Origin of the sequence: Dietzia lutea (genome assembly GCF_003096075.1) — a bacterium.
Lineage (GTDB): Bacteria > Actinomycetota > Actinomycetes > Mycobacteriales > Mycobacteriaceae > Dietzia > Dietzia lutea.
The window spans coordinates 1065044-1085968 of sequence record NZ_CP015449.1 but is presented as its reverse complement, the minus strand read 5'-3'; the positions used below and the strand labels follow the sequence as shown (position 1 = coordinate 1085968).

General features: G+C 72.0%; 20 protein-coding genes. 15 read left to right on the top strand and 5 right to left on the bottom strand.

The window, feature by feature from the left end:
* The first annotated feature begins 36 nt into the window (after positions 1–36).
* Together A6035_RS04890 and A6035_RS04885 are read left to right on the top strand one after the other, a co-directional pair.
* The gene (locus A6035_RS04890) at positions 37–717 is read left to right on the top strand and encodes a Maf family protein (RefSeq protein WP_108846855.1); all 681 of its coding nucleotides are present in this window, start codon (positions 37–39) and stop codon (positions 715–717) included.
* A 185-nt stretch (positions 718–902) separates the two neighbouring features.
* Positions 903–2690: an acetyl/propionyl/methylcrotonyl-CoA carboxylase subunit alpha gene (locus A6035_RS04885; RefSeq protein ID WP_108846854.1), complete on the top strand. Its 1788-nt coding sequence runs from the start codon at positions 903–905 to the stop codon at positions 2688–2690.
* Between the two features lie 87 nt (positions 2691–2777).
* Here the strand turns inward: A6035_RS04885 and A6035_RS04880 are convergent, their stop codons facing one another.
* The gene (locus A6035_RS04880) at positions 2778–4562 is read right to left on the bottom strand and encodes a glycerol-3-phosphate dehydrogenase/oxidase (RefSeq protein ID WP_108846853.1); all 1785 of its coding nucleotides are present in this window, start codon (positions 4560–4562) and stop codon (positions 2778–2780) included.
* 81 nt (positions 4563–4643) lie between these two features.
* On the opposite strand from A6035_RS04880, the gene glpK reads away from it, so the two are divergent.
* Positions 4644–6203, top strand: a complete 1560-nt coding sequence (gene glpK, locus A6035_RS04875) for a glycerol kinase GlpK (protein ID WP_108846852.1) — start codon at positions 4644–4646, stop codon at positions 6201–6203.
* Positions 6204–6535: 332 nt separating this feature from the next.
* On the opposite strand, the gene A6035_RS04870 is transcribed toward glpK, so the two are convergent.
* Positions 6536–7942, bottom strand: coding sequence for an NAD(P)H-quinone dehydrogenase (locus A6035_RS04870; RefSeq protein WP_108846851.1), 1407 nt, complete (start codon positions 7940–7942; stop codon positions 6536–6538).
* Between the two features lie 150 nt (positions 7943–8092).
* Between A6035_RS04870 and A6035_RS04865 the strand changes: the two genes are divergently transcribed.
* From A6035_RS04865 to A6035_RS04855, 3 genes are read left to right on the top strand one after another with little or no spacing between them, the layout of a single operon-like run.
* Positions 8093–8626 carry a gamma-glutamylcyclotransferase family protein gene (locus A6035_RS04865; protein ID WP_108849082.1) on the top strand — a complete coding sequence of 178 codons (534 nt, stop codon included), beginning with the start codon at positions 8093–8095 and terminating at the stop codon, positions 8624–8626.
* 7 nt (positions 8627–8633) lie between these two features.
* Positions 8634–9515, top strand: a complete 882-nt coding sequence (locus A6035_RS04860; protein WP_108846850.1) for a purine-nucleoside phosphorylase — start codon at positions 8634–8636, stop codon at positions 9513–9515.
* Between the two features lie 39 nt (positions 9516–9554).
* Positions 9555–11108 (top strand): phosphohexomutase domain-containing protein, encoded by a 1554-nt coding sequence (locus tag A6035_RS04855; RefSeq protein ID WP_108846849.1) that lies wholly within the window; start codon positions 9555–9557, stop codon positions 11106–11108.
* A 57-nt stretch (positions 11109–11165) separates the two neighbouring features.
* On the opposite strand, the gene upp is transcribed toward A6035_RS04855, so the two are convergent.
* Positions 11166–11789 carry a uracil phosphoribosyltransferase gene (gene upp / locus A6035_RS04850; protein ID WP_108846848.1) on the bottom strand — a complete coding sequence of 208 codons (624 nt, stop codon included), beginning with the start codon at positions 11787–11789 and terminating at the stop codon, positions 11166–11168.
* Positions 11790–11901: 112 nt separating this feature from the next.
* Between upp and A6035_RS04845 the strand changes: the two genes are divergently transcribed.
* Genes A6035_RS04845 through A6035_RS04825 form a run of 5 tightly spaced genes read left to right on the top strand, consistent with a single transcriptional unit; the run spans position 11902 to position 15395 of the window.
* Positions 11902–12255, top strand: coding sequence for a type VII secretion target (locus tag A6035_RS04845; protein WP_108846847.1), 354 nt, complete (start codon positions 11902–11904; stop codon positions 12253–12255).
* A 4-nt stretch (positions 12256–12259) separates the two neighbouring features.
* The gene (locus tag A6035_RS04840; RefSeq protein WP_108846846.1) at positions 12260–13507 is read left to right on the top strand and encodes a C40 family peptidase; all 1248 of its coding nucleotides are present in this window, start codon (positions 12260–12262) and stop codon (positions 13505–13507) included.
* Between the two features lie 29 nt (positions 13508–13536).
* Positions 13537–13773 (top strand): hypothetical protein, encoded by a 237-nt coding sequence (locus A6035_RS04835; protein ID WP_244192538.1) that lies wholly within the window; start codon positions 13537–13539, stop codon positions 13771–13773.
* Positions 13770–14150, top strand: a complete 381-nt coding sequence (locus A6035_RS04830) for a YbaB/EbfC family nucleoid-associated protein (protein WP_108846844.1) — start codon at positions 13770–13772, stop codon at positions 14148–14150. Before A6035_RS04835 ends, A6035_RS04830 begins: the two co-directional genes overlap by 4 nt.
* Positions 14151–14174: 24 nt before the next feature.
* A complete protein-coding gene (locus A6035_RS04825; RefSeq protein ID WP_208635560.1) occupies positions 14175–15395 on the top strand; it encodes a primosomal protein in 1221 nt (406 codons plus the stop codon).
* A 4-nt stretch (positions 15396–15399) separates the two neighbouring features.
* Here A6035_RS04825 and A6035_RS04820 read toward each other — a convergent pair whose 3' ends face one another.
* A complete protein-coding gene (locus A6035_RS04820) occupies positions 15400–16716 on the bottom strand; it encodes a thymidine phosphorylase (protein WP_108846842.1) in 1317 nt (438 codons plus the stop codon).
* On the bottom strand, positions 16713–17195 hold the full coding sequence (locus A6035_RS04815; RefSeq protein WP_108846841.1) for a cytidine deaminase: 483 nt from the start codon (positions 17193–17195) through the stop codon (positions 16713–16715). The genes A6035_RS04820 and A6035_RS04815 overlap by 4 nt, the downstream gene beginning before the upstream one ends.
* 190 nt (positions 17196–17385) lie before the next feature.
* On the opposite strand from A6035_RS04815, the gene sdhC reads away from it, so the two are divergent.
* The 4 genes from sdhC to A6035_RS04795 are packed head-to-tail and all read left to right on the top strand — an operon-like array spanning position 17386 to position 20859.
* Positions 17386–17793 (top strand): succinate dehydrogenase, cytochrome b556 subunit, encoded by a 408-nt coding sequence (sdhC, locus tag A6035_RS04810; protein ID WP_108846840.1) that lies wholly within the window; start codon positions 17386–17388, stop codon positions 17791–17793.
* Positions 17794–17807: 14 nt separating this feature from the next.
* Positions 17808–18239 (top strand): succinate dehydrogenase hydrophobic membrane anchor subunit, encoded by a 432-nt coding sequence (locus A6035_RS04805; protein ID WP_108846839.1) that lies wholly within the window; start codon positions 17808–17810, stop codon positions 18237–18239.
* A 59-nt stretch (positions 18240–18298) separates the two neighbouring features.
* Positions 18299–20068, top strand: a complete 1770-nt coding sequence (gene sdhA, locus A6035_RS04800) for a succinate dehydrogenase flavoprotein subunit (RefSeq protein ID WP_108846838.1) — start codon at positions 18299–18301, stop codon at positions 20066–20068.
* A complete protein-coding gene (locus A6035_RS04795) occupies positions 20068–20859 on the top strand; it encodes a succinate dehydrogenase iron-sulfur subunit (RefSeq protein WP_108846837.1) in 792 nt (263 codons plus the stop codon). Before sdhA ends, A6035_RS04795 begins: the two co-directional genes overlap by 1 nt.
* Positions 20860–20925: the final 66 nt, after the last annotated feature.

The following is a 20925-nucleotide window of genomic DNA, read 5'->3' as shown; positions in this document are numbered from 1 at the left end:
TGCCGCGCTCGTGAGCACGTGGCTACGCTCTAGCCCATGATCGCGTTCGTCCTCGCCTCCGCCTCCCCGTCCCGTCTCCGCATCCTCGAGCAGGCCGGGGTCGACCCGCTCATCCGCCACCCGCAGGTCGACGAGGAGGCCCTCCAGGCCGCTCTGCCGGAGGGGACGCCGCACGTGCGGGTCGTCGAGGAGCTCGCCCGCGCCAAGGCGGAGGACGTCCTCCACCGCGAGGGCGCGGAGCTCGCGGAGGAGGCGCGTGCGGCGGGGGCGGACACCCTGATCGTGGTGGGATGCGACTCCATGCTGCTGGTCGACGGGCACCTCGAGGGGAAGCCGCACACGTACGAGCGCGCGATGGAGCGGTGGCGCCGGATGCGCGGCCGGCACGGGGTCCTGCTCACCGGCCACTCGCTGATCGTCGCCGACCTCACCGGCGAGGACCCCTACACCGTCACCTTCTCCGACACCGACACCTCCGACACCACGGTCCACTTCGGCGCTCCGTCCGACGCCGACCTCGACGTGTACCTGCGCACCGGCGAGCCGCTGGAGTGCGCGGGCGCGTTCACCATCGAGTCGCTCGGCGGCTGGTTCATCGACCGGATCGACGGCGACCCGTCGAGCGTGATCGGGCTCAGCCTGCCGCTCCTGCGTCGCCTTCTGCATGGCGCCGGGATCCACGCGCATAGCGTCTGGCGTCCCGAACTCCGCGGCTGAGCGCGCGGGCGTCGGCCCAGAAACCGCAGGTCACCCGTCCCCCGGGTCCGCCGGCGCCGCCCCCGGCGATGGACCCGCCGACCCCAACACCACACATGAGGGGGGCCTCTCATTAGACTGCGGAAGAACTCGGTGGGCCTCCCGGCCGACCGCCAGTAAAGACGTCCATCACCAGGAGGCCCTGAGTGCCCAGTCATGCCAGCTCTCACATCACCAAGGTCCTCGTCGCCAACCGCGGCGAGATCGCCGTCCGTGTGATCCGCGCGGCGAAGGACGCCGGCCTGGCCAGCGTGGCCGTGTACGCCGAGCCCGACGCCGACGCACTGTTCGTCAAGCTGGCCGACGAGGCCTTCGCCCTGGGTGGCACCACCTCCGCGGAGTCCTACCTGGTCTTCGACAAGATCCTCGACGCCGCCGCCAAGTCCGGCGCCGACGCGATCCACCCCGGCTACGGCTTCCTGTCCGAGAACGCCGACTTCGCCCAGGCGGTCATCGACGCCGGCCTCATCTGGATCGGGCCCCCGCCGCAGGCCATCCGCGACCTGGGCGACAAGGTCACCGCCCGCCATATCGCCGAGCGGGCCAACGCCCCCATGGCCGCCGGCACCAAGGACCCGGTCGCCGACGCCGACGAGGTCGTCAAGTTCGCCGAGCAGTACGGCCTGCCCATCGCCATCAAGGCCGCCTTCGGTGGCGGCGGGCGCGGCATGAAGGTCGCCCACAAGATGGAGGAGGTCGCCGAGCTCTTCGAGTCGGCCACCCGTGAGGCCACCGCCGCCTTCGGCCGCGGCGAGTGCTTCGTCGAGCAGTACCTCGACAAGGCCCGCCACGTAGAGGCGCAGGTCATCGCCGACCAGCACGGCAACGTCATCGTCGCCGGTACCCGCGACTGCACCCTGCAGCGTCGCTTCCAGAAGCTCGTCGAGGAGGCCCCCGCGCCGTTCCTCACGGACGAGCAGCGCAAGCGCATCCACGACTCCGCCAAGGCCATCTGCAAGGAGGCCGGCTACTACGGTGCCGGCACCGTCGAGTACATGGTCCAGGGCGACACGATCTCGTTCCTCGAGGTCAACACCCGCCTGCAGGTCGAGCACCCGGTCACCGAGGAGACCGCGAACATCGACCTGGTCCTGCAGCAGTTCAAGATCGCCGAGGGCGAGGTGCTCGAGTTCACCGAGGACCCGACCCCTCGGGGCCACGCGTTCGAGTTCCGCATCAACGGTGAGGACGCCGGCCGCAACTTCCTGCCCGCCCCCGGCACCATCACCGGCTACCACGAGCCCACCGGCCCGGGCGTGCGCATGGACTCCGGCGTCGAGCAGGGAGACACCATCGGCGGCCAGTTCGACTCGATGCTCGCCAAGCTGATCGTCTGGGGCGCGGACCGCGACCAGGCGCTCGCCCGCTCGGCCCGCGCCCTGGCCGAGTACAAGGTCGAGGGCATGGCCACCGTCCTGCCGTTCCACCAGCACATCGTCACCCACCCCGCGTTCGTCGGCGACGGCGACAGCTTCGACGTCTACACCAAGTGGATCGAGGAGGAGTGGGACAACCCGATCGAGCCGTGGACGCCCACCGGTACCCCGGCCGACGATGACGAGCCCGTCGAGCGCAAGAAGGTCGTCGTCGAGGTGGACGGCCGTCGCGTCGAGGTCTCGCTGCCCGGCGACCTCGCGTTCGGTGGCTCCCACGCCGGCGGCACCGTCCGCCGCAAGGCCAAGTCCCGCACCCGCGGCGGCGCCGCCGGTGCGGCGGCGTCCGGTGACGCCGTGTCGGCGCCCATGCAGGGCACCGTCGTCAAGGTCGCCGTCTCCGAGGGCCAGGAGGTCAAGGCCGGCGAGCTCGTGGCCGTGCTCGAGGCCATGAAGATGGAGAACCCCGTCACCGCCCACAAGGACGGCGTCATCACCGACCTGTCCGTGGACGCCGGCGCAGCCGTCACCCAGGGCACGGTGCTCTGCGAGATCAAGTGATCCGCTCCTGAACCGGTAACGACGAGGCCCCGGCGACCACATGGTCGCCGGGGCCTCGTCGGTGTCGCGTCGGCGCTGCCGCGGGTCTCAGGACCCCGGGCCGGCCGAGTGCTCGACCACGGGCTCCGCGCTGGCGGGATCGAACGCCGCGTCCGCCAGGAACTCGCGGACCTCGGGCACGCCCCTGAGGAATTCGTCCGCCTCGTCGTCGGACTCCACCACCTGGCTCGCCTGCTCGGCGACGACCCGCCGCTCGAAGAGTTCCACCTCGCGCGCGACGCGGTCGGAGTCCCATCCGAGCACCCCGGCCATGAGGTCGGCGACCTCACGCGCGCAGTCGACGCCACCGTGCTGGTACTCCATCGAGATCCGCGTGCGGCGGACCAGGACGTCCTCGAGGTGCAGGGCCGCCTCCGCCTGAGCGGCGTGCACGATCTCCACGCGCAGGTAGCGCTCGGCTCCGCCGACGGGATCGAGCAGGTCGGGTCGGTCCGCCGCCAGGTCGAGGACGTCCTCGGCCAGGGTGCCGTACCGGCCGAGGAGGTGCTGCAGCTGCGCCTCGCGGATCTCGTAATGGTCGGCGATCCGGTCGGCGCGGTTGACCATCGCCGGATACCCGTCGGCGCCCAGGAGCGGGATCCGCTCGGTGGTCGACGGCGGCACCGACGCGGCCCGCTCCCCCAGCTCGGCCACCGCCGCGTCGACCGCGTCAGCGGCCATCACGCGGTAGGTCGTGTACTTGCCGCCCGCCACGACCACGGCCCCGGGCGCCACGGTCATCACCGCGTGCTCGCGCGAGAGCTTGGCGGTGGAGTCCGCGCCGCCCGACAGCAGCGGGCGCAGCCCCGCGTACACGCCGCGCACGTGCTCGCGGCGGATGGGCGTGGTGAGCACGGAGTTGACGTGGCCGAGGATGTACTCGATGTCCGCGCCGGTGGCCGCCGGGTGCGCCAGGTCGAGCTGCCAGTCGGTGTCGGTGGTGCCGATGATCCAGTACTCGCCCCACGGGATGACGAACAGCACGGACTTCTCGGTGCGCAGGATCAGCGCCGCCTCCGAGTCGACCCTGTCGCGGTCCACGACGATGTGGACGCCCTTGGAGGCCCGGACGGTGAAGCCGCCCTCCTCCCCGAGCATCCGCTGCAGCTGATCGGTCCACACGCCGGCCGCGTTGAGCACGACCCCGGCGCGCACGTCGGTCTCGCGCCCGGTCTCGGCGTCACGGACGCGCACGCCGGTGACCCGCTCGCCGTCGCGGACGTACCCGATCACCTGTGTCGAGTTGGCCACGACCGCCCCGTGGCGGGCGGCGGTGCGGGCCAGGGTGAGGGTGTGTCGCGCGTCGTCGACGAGGGTGTCCCAGTACCGGATCCCGCCGACCACGGCGTCCTCGCGCAGTCCGGGGGCCACGCGGCGGGCGCCGGCCCGGCTGTAGTGCTTCTGCGGCGGGACGCTCTTCGCTCCGCCCATCACGTCGTAGAGCACGAACCCGGCGGCCATGTACGGGCGCTCCCAGAAGCGGCGGGTCAGGGGGAAGAGGAACTTCAGCGGGGTGACGAGGTGCGGCGCCAGGCGGGTCATGCTGAGCTCCCGCTCGTGCAGCGCCTCGGCCACCAGGCCGAAGTCGAGTTGCTCGAGGTAGCGCAGCCCGCCGTGGAACATCTTGGAGCTGCGGGAGGAGGTGCCCGCCGCGAAGTCGCGGGCCTCCACGAGCGCCACGTTCAGCCCGCGGGTGGCGGCGTCCAGCGCACTGCCCGTGCCGACAACGCCCCCGCCGACGACCACGATGTCGAAGGTGTCCTCCTCCAGCCTGCGCCACGCCTCCGCGCGGCGGTCGGGCCCGAGGACGGATCGGGACCTGGTCGTGGGCATGGACGCTCCCTCCGCGGCCGGGCGTGGGGTTCCGGCCGGTCGGCCCCGACTCTACGCGCGGGCGGACGTAGTCTTGGGCATGTGACTCGCAGCACCTACATTCTGGCGATCGACCAGGGCACCACGTCGACGCGGGCAATCCTCTTCGACAACCTGGGCATGCCGGTCCCCGCGGCCACGGTCCAGGTGGAGCACCGGCAGATCCTGCCGCGGGCCGGATGGGTGGAGCACGACCCGGAGGAGATCTGGGCGAATGTGCGCACCGCGATGGGTCAGGTGGCGGGCCGGGCGGACCTCGAGCCTGCGGCGGTCACCGCGATCGGCATCACCAACCAGCGCGAGACCACCGTCGTGTGGGACCGGGCGACCGGCGAACCCGTCCACAACGCGATCGTGTGGCAGGACACCCGCACGTCGGGGATCTGCGCGCGCCTGGCCGAGGGGCACCCCGACGGCGACGACCGGTTCCGCGACGTCACGGGCCTGCCCCTGTCGACCTACTTCGCCGGGCCCAAGATCCGGTGGATCCTCGATCACCTCGACTCGCGCGGCGAGCGCGGCACCGAGCGCGCGGAGGCCGGGGAACTGCTGGCGGGGACCATCGACTCGTGGCTGGTGTGGAACCTCACGGGTGGGAGCCGTGGGGGTGACGACGGCGAGGAGGCCCTCCACGTCACGGATGTCACCAACGCGTCGCGCACCCTGCTGATGGACCTGCGGACGCTGGAGTGGAGTGAGGACCTCTGTCGCGAGATCGGCGTCCCCCGGGCGATGCTCCCGGAGATCGTCCCCTCCTCCGGGGTGCTGGGCCACGTGACCGAACGGAGGATGTTCGGCGGTACGCCCATCGCGGGGATCCTCGGGGATCAGCAGGCCGCGATGTTCGGCCAGACCTGCTTCGACCCGGGCGAGGCCAAGAACACCTACGGCACGGGCGCGTTCCTCCTGCTCAACACGGGCACGACTCCGCAGTTCAGCGAGAACGGTCTGCTCACCACCGTCGCCTACCGGCTCGGGGACGACGACCCGGTCTACGCGCTGGAGGGGTCGGTGGCGGTGGCCGGGTCGTTGGTGCAGTGGCTGCGCGACAACCTCGGGATCATCTCCACCGCGGACGAGACGGAGGGGCTGGCCAAGTCGCTCGAGGACAACGGGGACTGCTATCTGGTGCCCGCGTTCTCGGGGCTGCTGGCCCCGCGCTGGCGGCCGGACGCCCGCGGCGCGATGGTCGGGCTGACGCGCTTCCACACCCGCGCACACCTGGCCCGCGCGGCACTGGAGGCGACCGCGTTCCAGACCCGCGAGATGACCGACGCGATGGTCGCCGACGCCGGTGAGTCCGCGGACTCGCTGCGCGTCGACGGCGGGATGGTGGTCAACGACTACCTCATGCAGTTCCAGGCCGACATCCTCGGTGTGGACGTGATCCGACCCGAGGTCACCGAGACCACCGCGCTGGGGGCCGCGTTCGCCGCCGGATTGGCGGTGGGTCAGTGGGACTCCCCCGACCGGCTACGCGAGTTGTGGCGGGAGGACTGCCGCTGGTCCCCGCAGATGCCGGAGCAAGAGCGGGAGCGACTGCTTGCGCGGTGGAACGACGCGGTCGAGCGGACGCTGGACTGGGCGGACGCCGAGGGCTGAAGCCCGGTCGGACACCGATGTGCGCCGCCGGTGCCGCGGGCGCTGCGGGCTCCGAGCGGCAGGCGGGGGCGCCGGGCGGCGGGCAGCGGACGAAGAGCCATCGCAACCCGCCCGACACACGCTGCCGCTCCGACTTCCGCTGCCTCCCCGGTCCATTCCGGCAGCGCAGGCCCGCCGAAACCGTGCATTCTCCCAGCGTGAGCCGGGGAGCCAGCGCAAGTCGGGGGACTCACGCTGGCTCTCTGTTCGACCGGGCCGCGATGGCGGCGGGGCGTCCGCGGTGCCGCGGGTTCCGCGGGCGCCGCCGGTTCGACGGGCCCCGCGGGCGCCGCTCAGTCCAGGTCGTCGTGACGCATGAGCTGGCGGGCCGACTCGGTGATCGTGCCCGTCATGGACGGGTAGACCGAGAACGACCCCGCGAGGTCCCCCACCGTGAGCTGGTTCCGCACTGCCACCGAGATCGGCAGGATCAGCTCGGACGCCGTGGGGGCCACCACGACGCCGCCGATCACCACGCCGGAGGCCGGGCGGCAGAAGAGCTTGACGAAGCCGCGGCGCAGGCTGCGCATCTTGGCCCGCGGGTTACCGGCCAGCGGCATGACCTCGACGCGGGCGGGGACCTCGCCGCTCTCGATCTGCGCGTGCGAGATGCCGACCGTGGCGATCTCGGGCCGTGTGAACACCGCGGAGGCGACGGTCCGCAGCTTGATGGGGTTCACACCCTCACCGAGCGCGTGGTACATCGCGATGCGGCCCTGCATGGCGGCCACCGAGGCCAGCGGGAACAGGTCCGTGCAGTCACCACCGGCGTAGATGCCCGGGGCGGTGGTACGGGAGACGCGGTCGACCTTGATGTGGCCGCTGGGCTGCAGCTCGACGCCCGCGTTCTCCAGCCCGAGGCCCTGCGTGTTGGGCACCGAACCGACGCAGATGAGGGCGTGCGAGCCCTTGACCGTGCGCCCGTCGCCGAGTCGGACGATGATGCCGTCCTCGAAGTGCTCGACCGCGTCGGCGCGCGCGTGCTTGACCAGCGACACGCCACGCTCGCTCAGCGCCTCCTCCAGCACCAGGGCGGCGTCGGCGTCCTCGTGCGGCAGCACCCGGTCGCGGCTGGAGACCATGGTGACCTTGACGCCCATCTCGGTGAACGCCGAGACGAACTCGGCGCCGGTGACGCCCGAGCCGATGACGACCAGGTGGGTGGGCAGCTCCGTGAGGTCGTAGAGCTGACGCCAGTTGAGGATCCGCTCACCGTCGGGCTCGGCCCCCCGCAGCACACGCGGGCTGGAACCGGTGGCCATGAGGACCACGTCGGCGTCGAGGATCTTCTCCTGCCCGCTGTCGAAGGTCACGGCCACCCGGTGCGAGGCCATGCCCGGCTGCGAGTCGTGCAGACGTGCCCGGCCGGACAGCAGCCGCACACCCTCCCGCTGCAGCTGCGCGCGGATGTCCGCCGACTGCGCCCGGGCGAGGGACTTGACCCGCCCGTTGACCTGCCCCAGCTTGTAGGCGGTGGGGTCGAAGTGCGCCTGGACGCCCATCTCCTCGGCGCGGCGCATATCCGTCCGCACGCCCGTGGTGGCGATGAACGTCTTGGACGGCACGCAATCGCTGAGCACACAGTTGCCGCCGATGCCGTCCGAGTCGACGACCGTGACGTCCGCACCGTACTGGGCGGCGACCAGCGCCGCTTCGTAGCCGGCGGGTCCGCCGCCGATGATGATGATGCGTTGCGTCACATGTCCTCCACGGCTCACAGGGGTAAGGGCCGAGCGCCGCGGCCCGCTGTGGCGGACCGCGTCACGTCCGCCGTACACGGTAGTCGAACGACCCGATCGGGGCCGAGGACGTCGGGCCCGGTGCCGCCCCCAGGGGCTAGGGTTGTGACCGTGCCTCTCTACGCCGCGTACGGGACGAACATGCATCCCGATCAGATGAACACCCGCGCGCCGCACTCCCCCTTCGCCGGGACCGGGTGGGTGGACGGCTGGCGCCTCACCTTCGCCGGGGACGATCCCACCTGGGAGGGCGCCGTCGCCACGGTCGTGCCGGACCAGGGGTCGAGGGTCTTCGTGGTGCTCTACGACGTCCCCGAGGAGGACGTCCGGGCCCTCGACCGCTGGGAGGGCACCGACGAGATGCCCGCGCGCAAGATCCGGGTCCGCGTCACCCGACGACCCACGGTCCCCGACGGCCCCCCGGTCGACGCGCAGGAATCCGAGTTCGCCGTGGACACCACCCCCAGCGGCGCCGACGACACCGTGCTGGCGTGGCTGTACGTCATGGACGCCTTCGAGGGCGGACTGCCGTCGGCGAGGTACCTCGGTCTGCTCGCCGACGCCGCCGAGTGCGCGGGTGCCCCCGACCAGTACGTGCACGAGCTGCGCACGCGGGAATCGCGCAACGTCGGCCCGGGCGCCTGAGCAGCCGATGGCGCCCCTGCTCTCCCCCACCGACGACGCCCGCGACGCCGCCGCACAGCTCGCGCGGCTGAGCGGCCGCGACCGCCACGACATCGCGCTCGTGCTGGGCTCGGGATGGTCCGAGGTCGTCACCGGGCTCGCCGACCCGGGCACGGCCGTGACCGTCGCGGCCGCCGACCTGCCCGGGTTCGTCACCCCCATGGCCGCCGGTCACCGCGGCACCGTGACCAGTTGCCTCCTCGACGGCGTGCCGCTGCTGTCGGTGGCCGGCCGCACCCACCTCTACGAGGGCGCGGGCACCGGGCCCGTCGTCCACCCCGCGCACGTCGCGGCCGCCGTCGGCGCCCGCACGCTGGTGCTCACCAACGCCGCCGGTGGCCTGCGCGACGACATGGCCGTCGGAGACCTCGTGCTCATCCGCGACCACCTCAACCTCACCGGGCGCTCGCCGCTGACCGGGCCACTGTTCGTCGACATGGTGGACGCCTACTCCCCGCGTCTGCGCGCCGCGGCCACCGACGCCATCGCGGCCGCCGGGGTGCGGGAGGTCGCCGGCGCCGATCCGGGGGCCCGCCCCGCCCACGTGGACGTCCGTCCCGCCGAGGGCGTCTACGCCGCCATGCCCGGTCCGCAATACGAGACCCCGGCCGAGATCTCGATGCTGCGGACCCTCGGCGCGGACCTCGTGGGCATGTCGACCGTGCCCGAGACCATCACCGCCCGCGCGCTGGGGCTGGACGTGGTCGCCGTGTCGCTGGTGACCAATTTCGCCGCCGGCGTCACCGGCCAGCCCCTCGACCACGCGGAGGTCCTGGCCGCCGGCGCCGCCGGATCCGCCCGCCTCACCGGGGCACTGCGGGCGCTCGTCCCGGTCGTCGCCCGGGCCTGACCGCCGCACGCCCACCGCGAGGAACCGACGGAGCAGCACGTGACCCTGACCTTCGGCACCGCCGGCGTCCGCGCTGCCCTCGGGCCCGGGCCGGACGAGATGAACGACCGGACCGTCGCCCTGGTCGCCACAGCCGTCGCCCGGCACCTGCGCGAACATGAACCCTCCGGCTCGACGGTCATCGTGGGCGGAGACGCCCGGCACGGGTCTGCCCGATTCGTCGACGTCGCGGCTGCGGTGTTGGCGGCGCACGACCTCGTCGTCGTCGTCCCCGGATCCCCCGTGGCCACCCCGGTGGTCTCCGCGGCGGTCCGCGCGCGCGGCGCCGTCGCCGGGCTCATGGTGACCGCGTCGCACAACCCGGCCGGCGACAACGGCGTCAAGGTCTACGGGCGTGGGGGCGCGCAGATCGTCCCGCCCACCGACGCCCGCATCGAGCGGCACCTGCGCGCCGCGGCGCGCGAGGGGGTCACGGTCCCCACGGCCTCGCCCGGACCGGTGCGGACCGACCCCACGCCCGGATCGGTGCGGGTGGACCCCACGCTGGTCGACGACTACGTGGACTCCGTCGTCGCGGCCCTGCCCCGGCCGGGCCGGCCGCCCCGCGTGGCCCTGACCCCCGTCCACGGGGTCGGCGGCGATCTCTGCGTCCGCGTCCTGGCCGGCATCGGCGTGGACGATGTGACGATGGTGCGCGAGCAGGCCGAGCCGGACCCGGACTTCCCCACCGTCGCCTCGCCGAACCCCGAGAGGCCCGACACGACGGCGCGGCTGCTGGAGCTCGCGGCGCGGATCGACGCCGACGTGGCGATCGCGCTCGACCCCGACGCCGATCGCTGCGCCGTCGGCCTGGCCGGCCCGGACGGGCGGTGGCGGATGCTCGACGGCGACGAGACCGGTGCGGTACTGGCCGATCATCTGCTGCGCGAGCCGCTCCCCGGCGCGGGCGGCGGCCCGGGGGCGCACGCGGATGCCGATGAGAGGGTGCCGGTCGTGGCGTCGACGATCGTGTCCTCGCGGCTGCCGTCCCTGCTGGTCCCGGCGCGCGGCGGGCGGCACGTGGAGACGCTGACCGGGTTCAAGTGGCTCGTGCGCGCCGGCGAGCCGCTCCGCTACGCCTACGAGGAGGCCATCGGGCACTGCGTGCTGCCGGACGTCGTGATCGACAAGGACGGCATCGCGGCGGCCGCGGCGTGGTGCGCGATGGCCGGCTCCGGTGGCCCGTCGGTCGCCGCGCGGCTCGATGCACTCTCCGGGGAGTTCGGGGCGCACGTGCGGCGCAACGTCCCGCTGCCGCTGGCCGCAGGGACGGACCCGGGGGCCGTGCTGGACCGGCTGGGCGCGCTGCTCGCCACCGTCGGCACGGTGCGCGCGCTCGACGGCACGGCGGGCCTACGCGTGGACGTCGACGGTGCGCGCGCGGTGGTGCGCCCCTCCGGCACGGAGCCGCTGCTCAAGACATACGTGGAGGCGTGGAGCCCGCCCGCGCCGTCGCCGGCGGACCGGGACGATGCCGAGCGGCGGCTGGCGATGCTGGGCGAGGCGGTGGCCGACGCCGTCGCCGAGGCCGTGGCCCGCCGCGACGTGGACTGACCGGCGGGCGTCAGACGGGGCAGCGTCAGACCTCGGCGCGAGCCGCGTCGGTCGGCGTCAGCGGGGCCCGAAGAGGCGGTCGCCCGCATCGCCCAGGCCGGGGACGATGAAGGCGTTCTCGTCGAGGCGCTCGTCGATCGTCGCGGTGACCAGGGTCGCCGCCAGTCCCGACTCGCGCACGGCCTCGATCCCCTCCGGCGCGCACAGTACGCACACCACCGTCAGGCCGGTCGCGCCCCGCGCCGCGAGCGTCTCCAACGTCGTCACCAGCGAGCCGCCGGTCGCGAGCATCGGGTCGAGCACCACCACGTGGCGTCCGGTGAGGTCCTCGGGCAGCGAGCACAGATACGACACCGGCTCGTGGCTCTCCTCGTCGCGGGCAAGGCCGATGAACCCGACCTGCGCCCCGGGCAGCAACCGGGTGGCCGGGTCGAGCAGGCCTAGGCCCGCGCGCAGGACCGGGACGACCAGCGGTACGCCGTCCACGGCCACCCCCGTCGTCTCGACGATGGGGGTGGTCACCGGGACCCGCTTCGTCGGGATCGAGCGGAACGCCTCGTAACAGAGCATGGTCCCGAGCGCGTCCATCGCGGCCCGGAACCCGGCGGTGTCGGTGGCGGAATCGCGCAGGGTACGGAGCCGGTCCCCGACCAGCGGGTGGTCCACGACGATGATGTCCATGCCCGTCAGGATTCCACACCGGACAAATCGTGGATCGGGTGGAACCGGATCGCCTCCCCTGCGCGTCGAACCCTGTGACGGGACGAAAAGACGGCGTTGGGGGGACGAGGTCATGACGGACGGGGCGATCGACGTCGATGTCGACGGTTTACGGGAACTGGGCACAGGACTGACCACGCTGGCCGACACGCTGGGGAGCGCTCTCGAGGCGGTCGACGCGGTGCCGATCGACGCGGTCGCACCGGTCGTCGGGCCGGTCGGGGCCGACTTCATGTCCGCCTTGCTGGCCGCCACCGCACGGCACCGCGAGGTGCTGGCCGGCCTCGCACGCGTTACGGACGCCGCGGGCGACCTGGTGCTGCAGATCGGCCGCCTGTTCGAGGAGTCGGACGCCGCCGGCGCGGCCGCGATCGGCGCGGCGGGTGCGGGCTCGGCGGGGCCCGACATGACCGAGAGGTGGGTGTGATCCGGTGATCGCCGACGCGTTGGCCTACGCGGGCCCCATCAGGCAGATCCTCGACCTGCTGTCCGCAGAGGAGTTCGTGCCCGACGAGGCCCGCGACATCATGCGGCCGGTCAGCGAGGGCCTGGAGGTGGCCCAGCAGATGGGGCCGTCCCTCGAGCGGCTGCTGTCCGAGTCGTGGAACTCCCTCGCCTCCCTCGGCGCGGCCCACTCGATCGCCGAGGTCGGACGGACCATGGGCGCGCTCGGCGAGTCCGCGGCGGAGATCGCGCGCGTCACGGCGGTCGCGGCGGAGATCGTGGTCCGCGGCACCGTCGAGGTGATCGGCATCGTCCAGCAGTTCCTCGCCCGCGCCGCCGCCCTAGGGCCGGCGCTCGTGACCCCGGCCGGACAGGGGGCGCTGCTCGGGCTGGCCGCCGAGCATCTCGCGCGTGGGATACAGGTGGCCGAGCGCGTGCAGAACGAGCTCCGGATCCCCACCGCGGAGATGCGGGCGATCGCCGCGGGCATACCGCCGGCGCCTCGCATGCCGGGCGCGCTCGCCGCGGACAGCAGCACCGGCGGCGCGATCAACGCCACGACGGTCGCCTACTCGGGGTCGGGACCGGGCGCGATCACCGCCGACGGCGCGGCGGGCGGGACGTACGGCGGCGGAGGTGGCGCCTATACCGCTGGTGGCGGTGCTGCGCTCGCCGCCGGTGGTGGCGGCGGCGGGGGCTACGCAACCGGCGGAGCCGCGTCGGGCACCTCGGGCGCGACGGCGACGATGGCCGGGTACGCGGGATCATCCGAGTGGGCGGCGTCCGCGGGGCCCGGTTCGGTGGGTTTCGGGGACGCGGGCTCGGGCCTGATCGGCGGCGGTACCGAGGTCGCGCTGCCCGACGGCTCGGTCGTCACCGCCCCCAACGAACAGGCCGCCGGGGCGGTGCGCAACGCGCTCAGCCAGCAGGGCGTGCCCTACGTGTGGGGCGGGACGACCCCGGGCCAGGGGCTGGACTGTAGCGGGCTCACGCAGTGGGCGTACCGGGACGCCGGGGTCGAGATCCCTCGGCTGGCCCAGGAACAGGGCGTCGGCGTCCAGGTGTCGGCGCAGGACCTCATGCCGGGTGACCTGCTGGTGTGGGACGGTCACGTCGCCATGTACATCGGCAACGGGCAGATCGTGGAAGCCGGGGACCCTGTAGCGGTATCCGGCCTGCGCACCGACAATATGGGCATGTCCTTCTACGGTTTCTACCGCCCGACAGGCGGATGACCCGCGACACGTGCCGTCACACCGACCCCATGACCGGAGTGGTCGCCGAGGTCGGCACCGACGGCGTACCGGTGGGCCTGGCCCTGCCGGCCGACCTGCTCGACCGCCCGTCCACCGAGGTGGCGCGGGCGGTCCTGCGCACGCTCACCGCCGCGGCGGGCGACGCCCGCGAGCTTCTCGAGCGTCTCGCCGCCGAGGACGATGACGGACACGGCCGTGACCAGCGGGAATGGGACGACGACGAGGTGCGGGAGACCGTTCCGTGAGCGGCGGCGGACTGGACGTGGAGGCCTTCCTCGACCGTCTGCGCGGGATCGCGGCCGAGTGGGAGTCCGCTCACGATCAGCTGGAGACGCTGCGCGTCGTGTCCAGCAGCCGCGACCAGCTCGCCACCGCCACCGCGGACTCCGGCGGTGCCGTGGTGGACCTCGTCCTGGCGCCCGGCCTGCGCCGCCACGGTTCAAAGACGGTCGCCGCGTCGATCCTCGAGGCCACCGCGGACGCCGTCGAACGGGCCAACGCGCGTCGCGCCGAGCTGGTGTCGGGCTCGGTGGCGCTGGCGGTGGTCGGCCGCGGACGCGCCGTCCAGGACGCCGCCCGCCGGTACCTGGACGCTACCCGGGCGGGCCGTGGCACCGGCTGACCGGGCGTGGATATGCTGGCCAGCATGGCCAAGGACATCGTCCCGATCGAGCTCGGTCTCCCGGAGGGAGACGTCACGACCCTCTGGGCACCCAGCTGGCGCGAGGACAACGACGACTGGGAGGCGTTCCTCGGCCTCGGCGACGACCTCTACGCGTTCGACTCGACAGCCGAACTCCTGGCCCTGGTGCGCAGCGGCGCCGAGCACGACCTGCAGGACCACCCCTCGTGGGAGCAGTTCGCACAGTCCGACGTCCTCGACTTCCGCGCCGCCGACGAGAACTGCTACGACCTGGTCGGCGTCCTCGAGCTGCTCGGTGAGAACCCCACCGAGTCATCGGTCGACGAGATCGACCAGTCCTTCGCGATCGCCCGCTCGATCGGCGAGGTGTGCGAACTCGACACCGTGACCAAGTTCTTCAACGGCAATCCCGTCCTGGCGTCCGTCACGCACGGCATGGACGAGTTCTACGGCCGCGACGGGCTCAAGCTCTGGAAGTCCATCCGCAAGACCGTCGCCAAGGGCTGGGACGACGTCCTCGACGCCATCCAGGACGTCATGACCACCCCCGAACTCGACCGCGCCGAGGTCGAGCGGGCCCGCCACGACCTCGAGACCGCCGAGGCGGCACTCCCCGAGCCGGAGCCCGAGTCCGAGCCCGCAGCCACCGGCTACCCCGAGGGCTCCCTGTGGGAGAGCGTCGGGATCGACCCCATCAAGATCGTGTTCTCCGACCAGGAGTACCTCAGCCTGCGCTGCTACCTCGGGGACCGCCCGGTGTTCCTCGGCGACGGCGACCAGGCCTACGTCTTCACCAGCCCCCGCGGCCTGGCTCGCTTCCTGGCGGACAACGACGACGCGACACTCACCCGGGTGGCCACCTACGAGCGCGTCAAGCTCGCCGCGGTCGACGGCAGCCTCGACGTCCACGTCACCGACGACAACGCCTACGTCCTGGCGGGGATCGACCGCGACATCGAGGTCGGCCCCGACATGGTCGACCCCGATCAGCTCGGTCTGGCCGTGGAACTCGTCACCGACCTCGCCAACTACGTCGGCGACGCCGACCTCGAGGCGGCGGTCACCGGCCGCGGCTCGTCGCTGCGCCGGTTCCTGCACTACGTGCTCAACCCCGACGACGCCAAGCTGCTCGAGCCGACCGCTCCGTTCGACGACGAGGCCACCGAGTGGCGCGACCTCGTCGACGACGTCGAGAAGCTCGTCACCACGCCCGACATCGCCTGACAGGTCACCACCCGCGCAGGCGGTCGGCGACCTCCCCCGCAGGACCGCGCCCGGGGCCCGTCCCCAGGGCGGCCCGGAGCTCGTCGACGGCGGCGGGCAGGCGTCGCTCATCACCCGCGTGGACGGTGGCCACCACGTCGCCGGCCCTGACCGCCTCGCCCTCGACGCGGTGCAGCAGGACGCCGGCGGCGTGGTCGACCGCCTCGCCCGGACGGGAGCGTCCCGCCCCGGACAGCCACGACGCGCGGCCGACGCCGAGAGCGTCCCACCGGACCCGGCCCGCCGCCGACGCCCGCACCTGTTCGACGTGCGCGGCCCGCGGCAGCGGAGCGTCCGGGTCGCCGCCCTGGGCGGTGATCATCGCGCGGTAGGAGTCCATCGCCCGCCCGTCGCCCAGCCGCGCCCGCGGGTCGGCGTCGTCGATCCCCACCGCGGCCAACGCCTCCCGGGCCAGCTCGCAGGTGAGGTCGATCATGTCCTCGGGTCCACCGCCACCGAGGATCTCGAGACACTCCGCCACCTCGAGGGAGTTGCCCACGGCGCGGCCGAGCGGGGTGTGGTTGGCGGTGACGAGGGCGCTGGTCCGGACGCCGGCGGCGGTGCCGATCGCCACCATCACGCGGGCCAGCTCGCGGGCGTCGGCGGGATCCGGCCGGAACGCGCCCGAGCCGTATTTGACGTCGAGCACCAGCGTGCCGGTGCCCTCGGCGATCTTCTTGCTCATGATCGACGCCGCGAGCATGGGGATCGACGGCACGGTCCCGGTGACATCGCGCAGGGCGTAGAGGGCGCGGTCGGCGGGCGCGAGGTCGGACCCGGCAGCGCAGATCACCGCCCCGGTTCGACCCAGGACCTCCCGCATCGCGGCGGCGTCGAGGCCGGCCCGCCACCCGGGGATCGACTCGAGCTTGTCGAGGGTGCCGCCGGTGTGGCCGAGTCCGCGGCCGGACAGCTGGGGCACGGCGACGTCCCAGGTCGCGAGCAGCGGCGTGAGCACGAGCGTGATCGCGTCGCCCACCCCGCCGGTGGAGTGCTTGTCGACGGTCGGGACCAGGGCGTCGCCGCGGGTCACGGTGGACAGGTCCAGTCGGGTCCCCGAGCGGACCATCGCGGAGGTCCAGCGGGCGATCTCGCGGTCGGTCATGCCGCGGAAGTAGATCGCCATCGCCAACGCCGACATCTGTTCCGGCGCGACGACCCCGCGGGTGAACCCGTCGACGATCCAGTCGACCTCGTCGTCGTCGAGTTCCCGCCCGTCCCTCTTCGCCTCGATGATCCGCACGGCGTCGTGGCGCCGCGCCGGGCCGACCCGCGCACTCACGCCAGGTCCCCCGGCCCGAACGCGTCCGGGAGGAGCTCGCCGAGGCGCACCGCGCCGCGCGCCGTGTGGACGACCAGGTCGGGGCCGCCGTGCTCGTGGAGGAGCTGTCGGCAGCGCCCGCACGGCGAGAGCGGCTCGCCGGTGTGGGTGACGACGACAAGCTCGAGCAGCCTCCCGCCGCCGGTGCGGTGGAGGTCCGACACGAGCGAGCACTCGGCGCACAGTGTCAGCCCGTAGGAGGCGTTCTCCACGTTGCACCCGACGACGACCCGGCCCCGCCCGTCTCCACGGCCGGCGGGCGGCGTGACCACCGGTTCCCCTCCCGCGGCGACCCGGCCGACCGGGGGCCCGGTCAGCGCGGCGGCACCGACCCCCAGTCCGGAGTAGGGACGGTACGCGTTCCGCGCGGCCGCCAGTGCCGCCTCTCTCAGAGTGTCGACAATGGCGCTTCGTTGTGCTGCGGTTTCGTCATGCGTCACGGCGACCTACCCTTCGGTAACTTCATTTAGGGTCGCCTAACAGGCATAACCCGCCCGGACCACGGTACCCACCCTGGTTTTCGTCAGGCAGATCTCAGGTCTAAAGTCCTAGTAGGCGCCCGCTGTGCTCTCGGGCCGGAACGCGCGCCGATGGCATCAGGCCCAGACGATTCGGAGGCACGACAAGCCCATGAGTACTGCGCAGGCGCCGGCGCGTCCGGCCCCCAGAAAAAAGCTCAATATCTACAAGGGTGACCCGGGGATGTGGTCGTGGGTCGCCCACCGGATCTCCGGCGTCGCGATCTTCTTCTTCCTCTTCGTGCACGTCCTCGACACCGCGCTCGTCACGGTCAGCCCGGAGAGCTACAACGCGGTCATCGACACGTACAAGACGCCGATCGTCGGGCTGATGGAGATCGGCCTGGTCGCCCTGGTGCTCTTCCACGCCCTCAACGGCCTGCGCATCGTCCTGGTGGACTTCTGGTCCAAGGGCGCGAGGTACCAGCGCCAGATGCTGTGGGCAGTCCTGGCGATCTGGGTCGTGGTGTTCGCCGCCGCGACCGCCCGCCTCCTCTTCCTCCTCTTCGAGCACCTCTAAGGAGAACGATCACCATGGCAGACGCACCTGTTCTCCAGACGTCCTACGACCGCCCCGCCTCGCTCGCGCAGCCCCGCTCGCCGCGCATACGCTCGGGATTCAACTTCGAGCGGACCGCATGGGTCTTCATGCGCTACTCCGGCGTCGCGCTCGTCATCCTCACGCTCGGCCACCTCACCGTGGGCCTGATGATCGATGAGGGTGTCCACCGCATCGACTGGGCCTACGTCGCCGATCGCTGGCAGAGCCCCTTCTGGGCCACGTGGGACATCCTCATGCTCTGGCTGGCGATGCTCCACGGCGCCAACGGCGTCCGCACCATCATCGCCGACTACTCGCGCAAGGACTCGACCCGGTTCTGGCTCAACTCGATCCTCCTCGCCGCCACCGTCCTGACCCTGGCCCTGGGCACGTACGCCATCTTCGGCCTCGCCTACGACCTCTGATCGACGGCTGAATCCGTCCGGCGGACTTCACCTTTCCGAAAGCGAGCACTGAGAAACCCATGACCGATCGTCAGGTCCACCAGCACCAGTACGACGTAGTGATCGTCGGCGCGGGCGGCGCAGGCATGCGCGCGGCCATCGAGGCGGGCCCGCGTACCCGTACCGCGGTCCTCACCAAGCTCTACCCCACCCGCTCCCACACCGGCGCCGCCCAGGGCGGCATGTGCGCGGCCCTCGCCAACGTCGAGGAGGACAACTGGGAGTGGCACACGTTCGACACGGTTAAGGGCGGCGACTACCTCGTCGACCAGGACGCCGCGGAGATCATGGCCAAGGAGGCCATCACCGCGGTCATCGACCTGGAGAACATGGGCCTGCCGTTCAACCGCACGCCCGAGGGCAAGATCGACCAGCGTCGCTTCGGTGGCCACACCCGTGACCACGGCAAGGCGCCCGTCCGCCGGGCCTGCTACGCGGCCGACCGCACGGGTCACATGATCCTGCAGACCCTCTACCAGAACTGCGTCAAGCACAAGGTCGAGTTCTTCAACGAGTTCTACGTCCTGGACCTGTGCCTCACGGAAACCCCGGAGGGCCCCGTCGCCACCGGCTGCGTCGCCTACGAGCTCGCCTCCGGCGATCTTCACGTCTTCCACTCCAAGGCCACCGTCTTCGCGACCGGCGGCTCGGGCCGGATGTACAAGACCACCTCCAACGCCCACACCCTCACCGGTGACGGCATGGCCGTGGTCTTCCGCAAGGGCCTGCCGCTGGAGGACATGGAGTTCCACCAGTTCCACCCGACCGGCCTCGCCGGCCTGGGCATCCTCATCTCCGAGGCCGTCCGCGGCGAGGGCGGCATCCTGCGCAACGCCGACGGCGAGCGTTTCATGGAGCGCTACGCCCCCACCATCAAGGACCTCGCGCCGCGTGACATCGTCGCCCGCTCGATGGTCCTCGAGGTGCGCGAGGGCCGCGGCGCCGGACCCGAGAAGGACTACGTCTACATCGACGTGACCCACCTCGGCGCCGACGTGCTCGAGGAGAAGCTCCCCGACATCACCGAGTTCTCCCGAACCTACCTCGGTGTGGACCCGGTGACCGAGCTGGTGCCGGTGTTCCCGACCTGCCACTACGTCATGGGCGGCATCCCGACCAACATCCAGGGCGAGGTGCTGCGCAACAACGACGACGTCGTCCCCGGCCTGTACGCCGCCGGTGAGTGCGCCTGCGTGTCGGTCCACGGCTCCAACCGCCTGGGCACCAACTCGCTGCTGGACATCAACGTCTTCGGCCGCCGTGCCGGCATCGCCGCGGCGGAGTACGCTGCGAACCACGAGTTCGTCGAGCTCCCCGAGGAGCCGGAGCAGATGGTGCGCGAGTGGATGGAGCGGATGCTGTCCGACCGCGGCAACGAGAGCGCGGCCGACATCCGCAGCGAGATGCAGGCCATGATGGACGACAAGGCGTCGGTGTTCCGCACCGAGCAGTCGCTCACCGAGGCCCGCGAAGAGCTCCGCGCGCTCAAGGAGCGCTACGAGCACGTCACGGTCAGCGACAAGGGCCGGCGGTTCAACACCGAGCTCCTGGAGGCCGTCGAGCTGGGCTTCCTCCTGGAGCTGGCGGAGGTCACCGTCGTGGGTGCCCTCAACCGTAAGGAGTCGCGTGGCGGTCACTCCCGCGAGGACTTCCCGGACCGCAACGACGACGAGTACATGAAGCACACGATGGCGTTCAAGGAGAACGGCCTCGACCTGCTCTCCGACATCCGGTTGGACTGGAAGCCGGTTGTGCAGACCCGCTACGAGCCGATGGAGCGTAAGTACTGATGACCACCGCAGTCGACACCACCAAGGCCACCGACGGCAGGGACCCGAACTCCAACCGCCCGGTCCCGCCCGGCTCGACCATGGTCACGCTGAAGATCGCCCGGTTCAACCCGGAGGATCCTGATTCGGCGGGCTGGAAGGAGTACGAGGTCCCGGCCCTGCCGTCGGACCGTCTGCTCAACCTGCTGATGTACGTCAAGAACTACATCGACGGGTCGCTCGCGTTCCGCCGCTCGTGTGCACACGGCATCTGTGGTTCGGACGCCATGCTCATCAACGGCGTGAACCGCCTGGCGTGCAAGGTCCTCATGAAGGACATGCTCCCCAAGGACGGCAAGTCCATCACCATCACGGTGGCCCCGCTGCGCGGGCTGCCGGTGGAGAAGGACCTGTACGTCGACATGGAGCCGTTCTTCAAGTCGTACCGCGACGTCATGCCGTACCTCATCACGTCCGGCAACCAGCCGACCGCCGAGCGCATCCAGTCGCAGACCGACCGCGCCCGCTTCGACGACACCACCAAGTGCATCCTCTGCGCCTGCTGCACGAGCTCCTGCCCGGTGTTCTGGGCCGACGGGTCGTACTTCGGGCCGGCGGCGATCGTCAACGCGCACCGGTTCATCTTCGACTCCCGTGACGAGGGCGCCGCCGAGCGTCTCGAGATCCTCAACGACGCCGAGGGCGTGTGGCGCTGCCGCACCACCTTCAACTGCACCGACGCGTGCCCCCGTGGCATCCAGGTCACGCAGGCGATCCAGGAGGTCAAGCGCGCGCTGCTGTTCGCCCGCTGATCGTCTCCGCACGGGGCGTCCCAGACGCCGCCGCGTGCCGGGGCCGCATCCTCCACTGACGGAGGG

Coding starts and splice junctions, on each gene's coding strand:
- A6035_RS04890 (WP_108846855.1), top strand. CDS start 37: ATGATCGCGTTCGTCCTCGCCTCCGCCTCCCCGTCCCGTCTCCGCATC.
- A6035_RS04880 (WP_108846853.1), bottom strand. CDS start 4,562: ATGCCCACGACCAGGTCCCGATCCGTCCTCGGGCCCGACCGCCGCGCG.
- A6035_RS04860 (WP_108846850.1), top strand. CDS start 8,634: ATGGCGCCCCTGCTCTCCCCCACCGACGACGCCCGCGACGCCGCCGCA.
- upp (WP_108846848.1), bottom strand. CDS start 11,789: ATGGACATCATCGTCGTGGACCACCCGCTGGTCGGGGACCGGCTCCGT.
- A6035_RS04845 (WP_108846847.1), top strand. CDS start 11,902: ATGACGGACGGGGCGATCGACGTCGATGTCGACGGTTTACGGGAACTG.
- A6035_RS04835 (WP_244192538.1), top strand. CDS start 13,537: ATGACCGGAGTGGTCGCCGAGGTCGGCACCGACGGCGTACCGGTGGGC.
- A6035_RS04825 (WP_208635560.1), top strand. CDS start 14,175: ATGGCCAAGGACATCGTCCCGATCGAGCTCGGTCTCCCGGAGGGAGAC.
- sdhC (WP_108846840.1), top strand. CDS start 17,386: ATGAGTACTGCGCAGGCGCCGGCGCGTCCGGCCCCCAGAAAAAAGCTC.
- A6035_RS04805 (WP_108846839.1), top strand. CDS start 17,808: ATGGCAGACGCACCTGTTCTCCAGACGTCCTACGACCGCCCCGCCTCG.
- sdhA (WP_108846838.1), top strand. CDS start 18,299: ATGACCGATCGTCAGGTCCACCAGCACCAGTACGACGTAGTGATCGTC.
- A6035_RS04795 (WP_108846837.1), top strand. CDS start 20,068: ATGACCACCGCAGTCGACACCACCAAGGCCACCGACGGCAGGGACCCG.